11 protein-coding genes are annotated in these 12253 nt (G+C 40.2%); 2 read left to right on the top strand and 9 right to left on the bottom strand.

Features of this window, described 5'->3' with window-relative positions; all coding sequences use genetic code 11:
- Window positions 1–97: 97 nt before the first annotated feature.
- The 5 genes from dnaJ to mreC all read right to left on the bottom strand — a co-directional run bounded on the left by dnaJ (window position 98) and on the right by mreC (window position 6143).
- Window positions 98–1225, bottom strand: a complete 1128-nt coding sequence (gene dnaJ, locus B4H39_RS01275) for a molecular chaperone DnaJ (RefSeq protein ID WP_251423747.1) — start codon at window positions 1223–1225, stop codon at window positions 98–100.
- A gap of 220 nt (window positions 1226–1445) precedes the next feature.
- Window positions 1446–2624 (bottom strand): coiled-coil domain-containing protein, encoded by a 1179-nt coding sequence (locus B4H39_RS01270; protein ID WP_251423744.1) that lies wholly within the window; start codon window positions 2622–2624, stop codon window positions 1446–1448.
- Between the two features lie 742 nt (window positions 2625–3366).
- Window positions 3367–4641, bottom strand: a complete 1275-nt coding sequence (locus B4H39_RS01265; protein WP_251423741.1) for a CHAP domain-containing protein — start codon at window positions 4639–4641, stop codon at window positions 3367–3369.
- A 135-nt stretch (window positions 4642–4776) separates the two neighbouring features.
- Window positions 4777–5283 carry a rod shape-determining protein MreD gene (mreD, locus tag B4H39_RS01260; RefSeq protein WP_202230350.1) on the bottom strand — a complete coding sequence of 169 codons (507 nt, stop codon included), beginning with the start codon at window positions 5281–5283 and terminating at the stop codon, window positions 4777–4779.
- A 2-nt stretch (window positions 5284–5285) separates the two neighbouring features.
- Window positions 5286–6143 (bottom strand): rod shape-determining protein MreC, encoded by an 858-nt coding sequence (mreC, locus tag B4H39_RS01255; protein WP_202230351.1) that lies wholly within the window; start codon window positions 6141–6143, stop codon window positions 5286–5288.
- 119 nt (window positions 6144–6262) lie between these two features.
- Between mreC and B4H39_RS01250 the strand changes: the two genes are divergently transcribed.
- On the top strand, window positions 6263–6715 hold the full coding sequence (locus B4H39_RS01250; RefSeq protein ID WP_202230352.1) for an NUDIX domain-containing protein: 453 nt from the start codon (window positions 6263–6265) through the stop codon (window positions 6713–6715).
- A 49-nt stretch (window positions 6716–6764) separates the two neighbouring features.
- Here the strand turns inward: B4H39_RS01250 and rpiA are convergent, their stop codons facing one another.
- Together rpiA and B4H39_RS01240 are read right to left on the bottom strand one after the other, a co-directional pair.
- Window positions 6765–7436 carry a ribose-5-phosphate isomerase RpiA gene (rpiA, locus tag B4H39_RS01245; protein ID WP_251423738.1) on the bottom strand — a complete coding sequence of 224 codons (672 nt, stop codon included), beginning with the start codon at window positions 7434–7436 and terminating at the stop codon, window positions 6765–6767.
- Window positions 7437–7575: 139 nt separating this feature from the next.
- Window positions 7576–8313 carry a pseudouridine synthase gene (locus B4H39_RS01240; RefSeq protein ID WP_202230354.1) on the bottom strand — a complete coding sequence of 246 codons (738 nt, stop codon included), beginning with the start codon at window positions 8311–8313 and terminating at the stop codon, window positions 7576–7578.
- Between the two features lie 118 nt (window positions 8314–8431).
- On the opposite strand from B4H39_RS01240, the gene mnmE reads away from it, so the two are divergent.
- Complete coding sequence (gene mnmE / locus B4H39_RS01235; protein ID WP_251423735.1) at window positions 8432–9796, top strand: tRNA uridine-5-carboxymethylaminomethyl(34) synthesis GTPase MnmE; 1365 nt, start codon at window positions 8432–8434, stop codon at window positions 9794–9796.
- Window positions 9797–9836: 40 nt separating this feature from the next.
- Here mnmE and B4H39_RS01230 read toward each other — a convergent pair whose 3' ends face one another.
- Both B4H39_RS01230 and recG read right to left on the bottom strand, forming a co-directional pair.
- A complete protein-coding gene (locus B4H39_RS01230; protein WP_251423732.1) occupies window positions 9837–10091 on the bottom strand; it encodes a hypothetical protein in 255 nt (84 codons plus the stop codon).
- A 36-nt stretch (window positions 10092–10127) separates the two neighbouring features.
- Entirely contained in the window at window positions 10128–12134 is a 2007-nt protein-coding gene (gene recG, locus B4H39_RS01225) for an ATP-dependent DNA helicase RecG (RefSeq protein ID WP_251423728.1), read from the bottom strand.
- Between the last annotated feature and the right edge of the window lie 119 nt (window positions 12135–12253).

Raw genomic sequence — 12253 nt, 5'->3', positions numbered from 1 at the left:
GAGAAAAGGGTGGGTGGTTTGGCTTGGGGCTTGGCTTTAGACATGAAGAAAAGAAGCCCCGGTTGGAGCTTCTTGACTTTGTGTACTTAGATAACTTTTATTTAAATTTATCGAAAAAACCTTTTTTCTGCTCTGAGATCTTTTGTCCACTTGCTTTAGCAAAATCACGCAATGCATCACGCTGAGCTTCATTCAATTTTTCAGGCGTTACAATGTTAACAACAACGTGTTGGTCACCTTGACCACTGCCGCGTAACTTCGGTGCTCCCTTACCTCTAAGTCGGAAATTTGTACCCGTCTGTGTACCAGCTGGAATCTTCAACTTCACATTTCCATGAACAGTTGGAACCTCAACCTCATCACCTAAAGCAGCCTGAACAAAACTCAATGGCATCTTGTAGTAGATTTCACTGCCATCACGTTCAAACTTGTCGCTGGCAGAAACTTGGAAACGAACATAAAGATCTCCGTAAGGTCCTCCATTTGTTCCTGCATCACCTTGACCTTGTAAACGCATCTGTTGACCTGACTCTACACCTGCTGGTACTTTTACCTTAACAGTATGTGCCAGCTTTTCATGACCTGTTCCGTGACATGTTGGACAAGGAGACTTGATTTCTTTACCTGTTCCGTGACAAACATCGCAGACAGCACTTGTTGACATACGGCCTAATGGTGTGTCACGAACAACTTGTATTTGTCCTCGACCATGACATTTATGACATGTTTCAGGATGTGTCCCTAGTTTGGCACCTGAACCTGCACAAGTATGACAAAGTTCTTCACGATGATACTTGATTTCTTTTTCGACCCCAAAGATTGCTTCTTCAAATGTTAAGTTAATGCGGTATTGTAAGTCATCCCCTTGACGAGGTGCATTAGGATTAACTTGAGCTCCGCCGCCTCCAAAGAAACTTGAGAAAATATCTTCAAAGCCACCAAAACCACCTGCACCTTGGAAACCATCAAAGCCAGAGAAACCTCCCTGACCGCCAAAGCCAGCATTAGCTCCTGCTGTACCATATTGGTCATAGTTGGCACGTTTTTCTTCATCACTTAATGTTTCATAAGCTTCTTGAATTTCTTTATATTTATCTTCTGCACCCGGATCTTTGTTGATATCTGGATGGTATTTTTTGGATAGTTTTCGATAAGCTTTTTTAATTTCGTCTTGGCTGGCATTTTTATCCACACCGAGACGTTCGTAAAATTCTGTGTTATTCATATATATTAACCTTCTTGACATGGAATATTAAGAGTATCACTCGATTTTTCAAACGAGCACTCTCTAGAAGTAGCCTATTTTTTCAGCTACTATAATATATTTTAGCATTTTTTAAAGCATTTGGCAAAAAAATTAGCACTCCATATTATAGAGTGCTAAACGCTAATAATTTCACTAAAAAAAATACAAACCGAAGCTTGTATTTTGTTTCAATTGTTTATTAAGGACGGATGAAACTTACGCCAGCTGTTGAACATTCACGTGTTGTCCCCCAACCACCGTTAAAGTTGCCTTCGATAACTGTCATTTTTGAACCAGATACAGAAAGGACGACAGCAACGTGACCTACGCCTCCTGCACCCTGATTACCTGGAGGGAATACAGCAATAGTACCTGCTGCAGGACCACTGTTAGCATAAGCTACCCAGTCACCTGCATTTCCCATATACGTTGGTATCTTTCCACCAAAATAATCCCATACAAAGGCTGTACATTGACCTGCAGGGTATGGATTTTTACCAGAAGGACTTACTGGTTTTACCGGATCTGGCGTTGGTACTGGTGTTGGAGTAGGTGTAGAGGTGTTGTTATTTCCTCCTGTTCCATTTGTAGCTGGTGCTGAAGGTCCAGCAGCAGTGTTGTTTTTCACCGCTTGCTCTTGTTGGACAACTATAGACTTCTCTGCTGCTGCTTTTTGAGCTTCAGCAGCTTTTTGGGCTGCTTTTTCTGCGGCCGCTTTTTGGTTCAGCAAGTCTTGTTTCTTACCTTCTTCAGTTGCTACTGTTGCCTGATAATCCAACTGCGCAACTTTGAGAGCTGCTTCTTGAGTTGCCAACTCATCTGCTTGTGAATCCAACTCTTGTTGAAGACGTGTTGCCTCAGCATATTTCTTTTGATTATCTGCCAACTTATTTTGGATATCCTTTTGATCAGCTTGTTGTTGCTCAATCATTGACTTATTCGCACCGGCAACAGTTGCCATAGCTGTCATTTTTTGAATCGCATCTGTCAGTGATTTTGAATCCAATATAGCAGACATATAGCTTGTAGCTGAGCCATCTGTTTGTGCGCTGCGCGCTTGCGCTTCAAGCGCTGTATTACGTTCTTTAATACTTTTGCTCAACTTTTGAATCTGTTGAGATTGCTCTTTTTGTTGAGCCATCAACTCATTAACTTTTTTAGTCATTGATGATTGCTTTGATTTTAAAGTGCTCACCTGTGACTGGATAGCATCTACTTGTGACTGTGCCTTAGCAGCTTCACTTTTAGCACTCGCAATCTTTGAATCTTGCTGTGCAATCTTCGAATCTGTGGTATCAGCCTCTACAGCAGCAAGTGGTGCACCCGCCGTCAGTACGACTGTCGAAAGCATCAACGCTGTAATAAGTTTTTTCTTCATAAAATCTTTAATTTTGCCTCCCTAGGTTAGTTCGGTAACATATTATATTGTATCACGACCACATAGCTACTTTGTAACATTTTAGTTACACTTTTATTTAAGTTCGTTTCTTATTGTTTCTTCTTTTTTTCATAAGGCGCTAAAAAGAGGAGTAAAATAGCGACAAATACCATTACATTAATGGCATTAGCTCCAATTAACCTCATTTTTACTTTTTTGATTTATATCTTAGGGGAAGCAGCATTTTCTTATCTTCTGTAGCATGTGCACATTATCAGAGAAAATCTTAAATTTTTCTTTGATAAAAGTTCTGCAAAACAGGGAGTTTAAGCCATTCTTTACAGCATTTACTCATTTCATGGATAATGCTATATGATTGTCCTTTGCTTATATCAGGTGGAGTTTCTGATAAAGTCGACGACTCCAAAACGATAGATACTTTAAATTCAAACTTTTATGGCGTTTGCAAGAAGCTAGAGACAGTGGTTCAAAAAATATTTTACCCCCTGTCTTGTTGCCCTTTCTTGCAATAGAACGGTTTTATTTTAAAAAGCACAACGATTGATAAAGGTAATCATAAGGAAAGAACCACAATAAAAATCCGAGTATTTTAGGCGCTCGGATTTTCTCTTCAATATTCGTTCCTCCCCTTTTTCAAGAGGTACATCCGTAGTAAAAAAGACAAAGCGGTAAAACTTTGTCTAAAGCTTAAAAAAGCTAATATTACATCTTTCCACCCTTCTTAAGGACGAATGAAACTTACACCTGCAGCTGAAACTTCACGTGTAGTACGGATACCTAAACCTCCACCGTTAGGACCTGAGAAGTTCGTTTCTGAGATAGTCAGCTTATTGCCATTTACAGCTGTTACAACAGCAACGTGACCTACACCCCCAGCACCTTGGTTACCTGGAGGGAAGACGGCAATTGTACCTACTGCTGGACCGCTATTAGCATAAACTACCCAATCTCCCGCATTTCCAGCATATGTTGGAATTCTTCCGCCGAAGTATTCCCAAACTCCCCATGTACATTGTCCCCATGGATAAGGGTTACTTAAGCTTGATCCTGGTGTACTGCTTGATCCTCCTCCAGCTGTGCTGTTACTTGAACCACTATTTGAGTTTGCAACACTACTTGATGAAGATGAAGAGGTACTGCTATCTGGAACTGGTGTAGTAACCACAGGTACTGTCTCCGTAGATGAAGCAGTCGGAGCATCTTTCTTAGTATCTACGGCTTGTTCTGCCTGTGCTTTTTGAGCAACTTGTGCTGCTTTCTCTGCTTTAGCTTGCTGCGTCGCCACTTCGGCCGCTTGTTTTGCTGCCGCTTCCTGTGCTGCTACCGCTGCTGCTTTTTGATCAATCAAACTTTGTTTCTTACTTTCAGATGTAGCAATTGTTTCTTGGTAATTTAATTGCGCAACTTTGAGAGCTGCCTCTTGGCTTGCTAACTCTTTACTTTGCGCTTCTAGTTCTTGTTGAAGCTGTGTAGCTTTTGCATACTTTGCTTCATTGTCTTTCAGCTTTCTTTGAATTGCTTTTTCATCTTCTTGTTGCTTTTCAATCATTGCCTTGTTGGCACCTGAAACTGTAGCCATAGCTGTCATTTTTTGAATAGCATCCGTCAAAGATTTTGAATCCAGTAAAGCAGATATGTAGTTCGTAGCCGAACCACTTGTTTGTGCACTACGTGCTTGTGCTTCAAGGGCTGTACTACGATTCTTGATGTCTTTATGTAAGCTTGCAATCTGTGCAGACTGCTCTTTCTGCTCTTTCATCAATTTATTTACTTCATTTGCTGTTGCAGTTTTTTTGGCTTGCAAACTTTCTACTTGTGCTTGAATTGCTGCTACCTGAGCTTGTGCTTCAGCAGATGAACTTTTTGCTGCACGAATAGCAGCATCTTGTTTTGCAATCTGATCGTCTGTACTGTCAGCTTTTACGGCGCCAAGAGAAGCCGCTGATGATAAAATCACTGTTGACAGCATTAGAGTCGTAAGTATTTTCTTTTTCATATTTGTTCCTGTTTTCTATAGAATTATAAATATAGCTCCGAGATAGGTTCAAGTATAACACTCTTTTATGACCTCTCCAAGTCAATTTAATTTCCTTAAAAATACTTTTTTTACCTTTCCTTTACAAAAAGATGCTCACCGAAGGCGATACATCTTTTCTAAAGGCCACTGTAGCAAGGTTGCAAAGATGATATTTAAAGCCAGAGTAGGCGCGAGCTGCCTGACGATAAAAGCAACGAAATCAACCTTAACTACTCCAACAAAATTAATAATCAGTGTACTTAAAACCTGAAAAGCAGAAACTATGATGATTACTGTAAATAAGCGTGTCCAACGATTTGTGAAAACAACCGTTTGGATACTATAGACAAAAAGAGCAATCAGTGGAAAAATCAGACTGGCAATACCAAAAATACCCAAAAAGTAACTGTCATAAACAATACCTAAAAGGATACCTAAAATAAGAACATAGCTGTGTCTATGCTGCGTTACCGTATACACCATAAAAATCAAAAGGAGATGACTGACGGGCATGATACTGCCTCCAGACAAAGCCGTGAATAAGTGTGTCAATTGACCATCGAGTAACAGGAGGAAAAAGAGAAGTAAAGGGCTAAAAAATTGAAAGCTAAAACGACTCATGGTTAGTTTCCTCCAATCATACCTTGGATCACAAAGACAAATCGGATATCGTACAAATTACCAGCTGGCTTAATATAAACTTCACGGTTCAAGCCTTGCTCCGTTTCTTTGACATCAATTACTGTTCCCAGTAAGAGATCTCGTGGAGAATCTCCTCCAAGACCACTTGTGAAAACCTGACTTCCTTTATCAATATTGCCTGTACCTACAAGGGAAGTTACAACATAGGCTTTTTGCTCATCGTCATAACTTGTAAGAAGACCGTTTACTGGATCACTTGAACTCCCTAAACGTACTGGGATTTTTGCTTCGATGCCTTTCTCAGAGCTTAACAAAGAAATCTTTGACGTGTTTTCGTTAACTTGAATCACACGCCCTATTACACCACCGTTCGCCATAACTAACTGGCGGTTTTTAACACCTTGTTTGCTGCCACTATCAATGACTAATGTATCGGCCCAGCTTGCGGGATTGCGGGTGATAACATTAGCAGAGATACTTTCATAATCTGTTAACGTTTCTTGAAGCTTAAGTGCTTCTTTCAACTCCCTATTCTCAACTTCCAAACTTTCTTGATTGTTTTTTGAGCTTCTAAGATTAGAAACTTCTGTTTTTAATGCCTGATTCTGCTTATAGGCATCTAATAAGTTCCCCACTTGATTTGCCTTATCTTGCACAAAACGAATTGGCGCTCCGATTATTCGATCAACTGCTCCAGTCCCATCATTGATAATTTGTGTCATCGCCGATGGATTTTTATTATTTTTAAAGTTATCTGCCGAGATAAAAATTGCTGTAAATGCTGAAATAACAATAATTAAGGCGATAATAATCATTTTACTAAGATTAAATTTTTTCACTGTTCATTTTTCCCTTCGCAAGAGCTTTGTTTAGCCTCTTTATTTTATCAAAATTGTCAACTTTTTGATAGAATATAAGTAAATTTTCTTCTATAAAAATATATCGGAGGTGTGTAAGTATGACTCAACAAGAAATTCCAGTCTTTGGCGAGAAAATTGCTGGAGTCAATTATCAATACCGTTACGGCGTCTATGGTATTGTTTCACGTGAAAACCATAGTCAAATTTGTCTTGTCCAAGCACCAAATGGCGCATTTTTCCTTCCTGGAGGCGAAATTGAAGCCAATGAAAATCATGCACGAGCACTAGAACGTGAGCTCCTCGAGGAACTAGGAGCAACCGCTACTTTAGGCCAGTATCTTGGGCAGGCTGATGAATACTTCTATAGTTCCCATCGTGACAAGTATTTTTGTAACCCTGCTTATATCTATGAAACATTGGATGCTCATTTTGACCAAGCACCTTTAGAAGATTTTAATAATATCTTTTGGTTTGATGTGCCTGTTGCTCTCGAAAAACTCAAGCGCGGCTCTCACAAGTGGGGAGTGGAACAATGGTTAAAAACATTATAAAAGCAATTTCTACTGATGTAAAAAAAAGAAGGATGAGATTTCCTTCTTTTTACTTTTCGATAAGTTGAATGCCTGTTTTCCTTGCAACAATAACCTTTTTAACCATACCGTTAAAAAGACCATGTTCAACAACGCCTACGGTCAAGTCAAGTTCCTTAGCCAGTTTTTCTGGCTCTACAATTTTCTCAATATGCAGGTCAATAATATAGTGCTGCATATCTGTGATGAGTTTTTTTTCATCGTTCATACGCCAAGTTGGTGCATAACCTGCTGCCTCAAACTTCTGGAACAACTGCTCGGAACCATACGGAATAACTTCGACAGGAACCTTAAAATTTCCAAGAGTCTCAGAAAGTTTGCTTTCATCCACTATCCAGATATAATCTTTTGAATAGGTTGCAACAATCTTCTCCATGAGAAGCGCAGCCCCACCACCTTTAATACCGTTAAGGTCTGCATCAATCTCATCCGCACCATCCACAGTGAGGTCAACAGTATCCACTTCATCAATTGACTTGAGTGGGATATTGAGACTGGCCGCCTGCTGGCTGGTGACATTTGAGGTGGTTACACCAATAATATTCAAGCCTTCTTCTCTGACACGGCGTCCTAATTCCTCAACAAAGAAAGCGGCTGTCGACCCTGTTCCTAGACCAACAGTCATACCTGATTTTACGTACTCAGCTGCTTTGATACCAACTAGTTTTTTCAAATTCTCCATGTTTAAAACCCTTCCAAATGCTCTCTTAAACATTATAACAAAAAAGCTGAAATATCTTTCTTTTTATTTGAACTTCAAAGCTTCTCTCAAAAGTTTCAAGAGCTCTCCTTACTCTAAAACTCTCTCAACAGACCTTGTTTTATTTAACCTCCGCTTTCTTCCCTGACTCATCTTTTAGTTTTGTAATTTCCTCATCTGTAAGTGCTCGGTATTCTCCTAAAGCTAATGCCTCATCCAGTTTTAAACTGCCCATGCGTAGCCGTTTGAGATAAGTCACCTTCATTCCTACAGCTTCAAACATTCGCTTGACCTGATGAAACTTACCCTCATGAATAATAAGGCGGATTTCGCCTTTATTCCCCTCAGATTTCTCAATAAAAAGTTGACCTGGTTTGACGTTTTCCCCAGATTTCAAAGTCAATCCTGCTGCAAATTCTCGAACAGTTGCTTGCGTGACTTGCCCTTGAATTTGAGCAAAGTACTCTTTTTCCACATGTTTTTTGGGACTCAGGAGGTTATGACTCAACGCCCCGTCATTTGTCAGCAAAAGAAGCCCTTCTGTGTCTTTATCTAAGCGCCCCACAGGAAAGATATCTTCTCGAAAATCCTGTGTCTTCAGCAATTGAACAACCGTTTTGTCCAAATTATCTTTCGTTGCTGAAACAACCCCCGCAGGCTTATTAAGCAGATAATAATAAAATTCTTGATAAGCTAATGGCTGTCCATCGTAGCTTACACTGTCTTTGTCCAACTCAACTTGCTGTTTCCCGTCTTTCACCTTCACATCATTAACTGTCACTTTTCCTGTCTTTAGAATCGCCTTGACTTCTTTACGTGAGCCTAGCCCGGCTTCCGCCAAATATTTATCCAATCTCATATTCTTATTTTACCAAATATGGATAGGATAAACCTTTAAGAGTGGTTGATGAATCTTTATTTTTAGCACGACTTGTTATATAATAAGGCATACTGAAATTAGTAATTAGGATAAAAATATGATAACAAAAGAATTTGACACCATAGCAGCCATTTCCACACCTTTAGGTGAAGGAGCCATTGCTATCGTCCGATTGTCTGGTAGTGATGCTATCCCAATCGCTAAAAAGGTTTTTCAAGGGAAAAATCTCGATAAAGTTGCTTCACATACCATCAACTATGGGCATATCTTTGACGAGGACCGTCTTGTTGATGAAGTTATGCTCTCTGTTATGAGAGCTCCAAAAACCTTTACGCGTGAAGATCTTGTGGAAATCAATACACATGGCGGAATTGCTGTCACCCAGGAAATTTTGCAACTCCTGCTTCGCTCTGGCGCACGCCTCGCTGAACCGGGTGAATTTACTAAACGTGCCTTTTTAAATGGGCGTATTGACTTGGCGCAAGCTGAATCCGTAATGGATTTGATTCGCGCTAAAACAGATCAGGCAGCCAATATTGCTGTAAAACAGCTTGATGGAAGCCTCTCTAACTTGATTAACAACATTCGTCAAGAAATTTTAGAATCACTCGCGCAAGTTGAAGTCAATATTGATTATCCCGAATATGATGATGTTGAAACGATGACAAGTCAAATGCTGCTGGAAAAAACGGCACATTTTGAACAACTTCTGGAAACACTTCTTGCAACAGCTAAACGCGGCAAGATTCTCCGTGAAGGTTTGAGAACAGCAATTATTGGCCGTCCAAATGTCGGAAAATCAAGCCTGCTCAATCAACTTTTACGGGAAGAAAAAGCCATTGTTACCGACATAGCTGGAACAACACGTGATGTTATCACAGAGTTTGCTAATATTGGTGGCGTACCACTAGAGTTAATTGATACTGCTGGTATACGAGAAACTGAGGATGTCGTTGAAAAGATCGGTGTCGAACGTAGTCAAAAAGCCTTAGAAGAAGCCGACTTAGTCTTACTTGTACTCGATGCTTCGTCACCTTTAACTCCCAAAGATCTAGAATTGTTGGAACTTTCCTCTTCGACAAATCGTATCGTCTTGCTGAATAAGACCGATCTTCCAGAAAAAATTGAACTTGAAAAACTACCTGCAGACTCTATCAGAATTTCTGCCTTAAAAAATGAAAATCTTGATGCCGTCGAAAAACAAATACGCGCGCTCTTTTTCTCTGGGGAAATTGAAGCAAAAGATGCAACGACTCTTTCTAATGCACGACATATTGGCCTGGTCGAACAAGCTTTAGATGCTCTGAAAGAAGCAAACCGAGGTTTGGCGATGGGACTTCCTGTGGACCTCATCCAAGTGGATGTCACGCGCTGTTGGCAATTGCTTGGCGAAATAACCGGTGAAGCTGCACCGGATGAACTGATTACTCAGCTTTTCAGCCAGTTCTGCTTAGGAAAATAAAAAAACATAAGAAGGATGAAATTCCTCTTATGTTTTTTGTTTACTGCCAGCCCATCAAAAGGGCTAGAAGAATCGATGCTGAGCCGATAAACGAAAGAAAACACAAGGCGAAACCAATGGTAAATATTTTTGTTCCATCACCTTCATAAGACTTTCTTGTTCGTTTTCCTTTATAGACAAACATACTACTTAAGGAAAGCAGAGTGAAAATAAACTGCAAGGGAAGAAATCGCCATTCAGCAGAAAAGTTCAGCAAAGAAAGTCCACCACCTAGAAATGCTAAGAGAAATCCCATTTTTTATCATCCTTTCTTGAACTCACACTTTAAACGTTAATCAAAACCACCATCAACATCCAAGTCCGTAAGCATCATCTGATATTCTGGGCGTTCAGGTGTTTTAAAAACTTCCTGCGCTTCTTGACGTGCCACTTCTAAAATGTTGTAGTCATTCACTATATCAGCTGCTAGAAATTCTGGTAAACCTGATTGACGTACGCCGAATATTTCTCCAGAACCTCGCATCTTCAAGTCTTCTTCTGCTAAACGGAAACCATTCTGCGTTTGACACATTATCTTCATCCGGTTTTTCCCTGATTCTGTCTTAGGATTGGCAACGAGAATCGTATAGGATTTCTTGCTTCCCCGACCTACACGGCCTCGTAACTGATGCAGCTGGGAAAGTCCAAAGCGATCCGCATCCATGATTACCATAATCGTTGCATTTGGCACATCCACACCAACTTCAATAACCGTTGTGGAAACCAGAACAGACAAATCCCCTGCCTTAAAGGTCTGCATAATCTGCTCTTTTTCTTCATTTTTCATTTTACCATGCAGTAAACCAATACCCACTTCTTTTCCAAAATACTGCGCCAATTCTTCGTAAAGTGCCACGGCATTCTTTAAGTCCAAAGCTTCTGATTCTTCAATAAGCGGCGAAATAAAATAGACTTGGGCCTGCTGCCTCAGCTCTTCTTTTATCCATTTCAAGACCTCTGACAGCTGCTCATGTTTTACCCATCTGGTCGTAATCGGTTGCCGACCTTTAGGTAACTCATTGATGATGGAGACATCCATATCACCAAAAGCCGTAATCGCCAAAGTCCGAGGAATCGGTGTCGCAGTCATCATAAGTACATCAGGATTTTGACCCTTTTCGCGTAAGACTTTCCGTTGGTTAACCCCAAAGCGATGTTGCTCGTCGGTAATGACCAGCCCCAAGTCATAAAAATCAACAGCTTCCTGAATCAAAGCGTGCGTTCCCACAACCATCTGTGTTTGACCGCTTGCTAAACTTTCGAGTATCTCTCTTCTCTCCGCAGCTTTTAAACCCGAAACGAGAAGACTTATTTTTAGTTCAGGAAAAAGGTTTTCTAAGTTCGCAAAATGTTGCCGTGCTAAAATTTCAGTAGGAACCATTATAGCAGCTTGAAGCCCCGATAAGACCGCTGCATACATCGCTAAGCTGGCAACGACTGTTTTTCCTGAACCGACATCGCCTTGTAAAAGGCGATTCATGTGATAGGCGGAGGACATATCTGCTAAAATTTCGTCTAAGGATTTTTGTTGGGCACCTGTCAGTTCAAAAGGAAGATTTTGGATTTTTTCTTCCATCAATTGCCGGTCAAAAACCACCTTTCGCCCAAAGCGTTGGGCTTTTTCTTTATACTTCAAAGCCTGCAACTTCAGTTGAAAATAAAAGAGTTCTTCAAACTTTACGCGCCTTAAAGCTTGCTTGTGCATCTCCATATCATCTGGAAAATGCATGGCACGTACCGCTTCCTGCCGGGGCATCAATCGGTACTTTTTCAATAAATAGTCTGGCAGATTCTCTTTTAATTCCGATAAAAGTCCACTATCGAAAGCCATTTGAATTGTTTTCACCAAGCTGGATTGCTTCATCCCTGCAGTAAGGTGATAAACAGGAGAAAAGCCACCTTCTGCTTGGGTTAATATTTTCATCCCCAAAAGTTGTTGCTTTTTCTGTTCCCATTTTCCATAGACTGCGACCTCTTTTCCAACCTCAATCTTATCTGCTAAATAGGGTTGATTAAAAAAGCTCACAGCGACCACAGCTTCACCTTGTTTGAGTTTAAAAGTGAGCCTGTTGCGTTTAAAACCGTAATATTGGACATTGGCAGGTGTTACCACTTCGCCAATAACTGTTGCTTTCTCTCCATCCAGTAATTCAAAAATGGAACGTCCAGCAAAATCTTCATAACGAAAAGGAAAATAAAGCAATAAATCCTGTATCGTAGAAATGCCAAGCTTCTGATAATTCTCTAGAGACTTGGGGCCTACACCTTTCAGATATTGTACACTGTCTGTTAGTTTCATAAGTTTATTATACAACAAAAGCGGTCTTTTGACCGCTTTACTATTTTGGTTCTGTATAATCTGTGGTGGTAGATTAAAATCTACTGCCCTTTTTTATACAAGAAAAGCCATAGTAATTC

Source organism: Lactococcus sp. UBA7128, from assembly GCF_002492185.1.
Taxonomy (GTDB): Bacteria; Bacillota; Bacilli; order Lactobacillales; family Streptococcaceae; genus Lactococcus; species Lactococcus muris.
Note: the sequence above shows the minus strand (reverse complement) of the source record. Positions and strands in the feature narration are given on the sequence as shown.

What these genes read in the sequence shown, in the direction of transcription:
- dnaJ (WP_251423747.1), bottom strand. Translation starts at nt 1,225, where the DNA reads ATGAATAACACAGAATTTTACGAACGTCTCGGTGTGGATAAAAATGCC.
- B4H39_RS01270 (WP_251423744.1), bottom strand. Translation starts at nt 2,624, where the DNA reads ATGAAGAAAAAACTTATTACAGCGTTGATGCTTTCGACAGTCGTACTG.
- B4H39_RS01265 (WP_251423741.1), bottom strand. Translation starts at nt 4,641, where the DNA reads ATGAAAAAGAAAATACTTACGACTCTAATGCTGTCAACAGTGATTTTA.
- mreD (WP_202230350.1), bottom strand. Translation starts at nt 5,283, where the DNA reads ATGAGTCGTTTTAGCTTTCAATTTTTTAGCCCTTTACTTCTCTTTTTC.
- B4H39_RS01250 (WP_202230352.1), top strand. Translation starts at nt 6,263, where the DNA reads ATGACTCAACAAGAAATTCCAGTCTTTGGCGAGAAAATTGCTGGAGTC.
- rpiA (WP_251423738.1), bottom strand. Translation starts at nt 7,436, where the DNA reads ATGGAGAATTTGAAAAAACTAGTTGGTATCAAAGCAGCTGAGTACGTA.
- B4H39_RS01240 (WP_202230354.1), bottom strand. Translation starts at nt 8,313, where the DNA reads ATGAGATTGGATAAATATTTGGCGGAAGCCGGGCTAGGCTCACGTAAA.
- mnmE (WP_251423735.1), top strand. Translation starts at nt 8,432, where the DNA reads ATGATAACAAAAGAATTTGACACCATAGCAGCCATTTCCACACCTTTA.
- B4H39_RS01230 (WP_251423732.1), bottom strand. Translation starts at nt 10,091, where the DNA reads ATGGGATTTCTCTTAGCATTTCTAGGTGGTGGACTTTCTTTGCTGAAC.
- recG (WP_251423728.1), bottom strand. Translation starts at nt 12,134, where the DNA reads ATGAAACTAACAGACAGTGTACAATATCTGAAAGGTGTAGGCCCCAAG.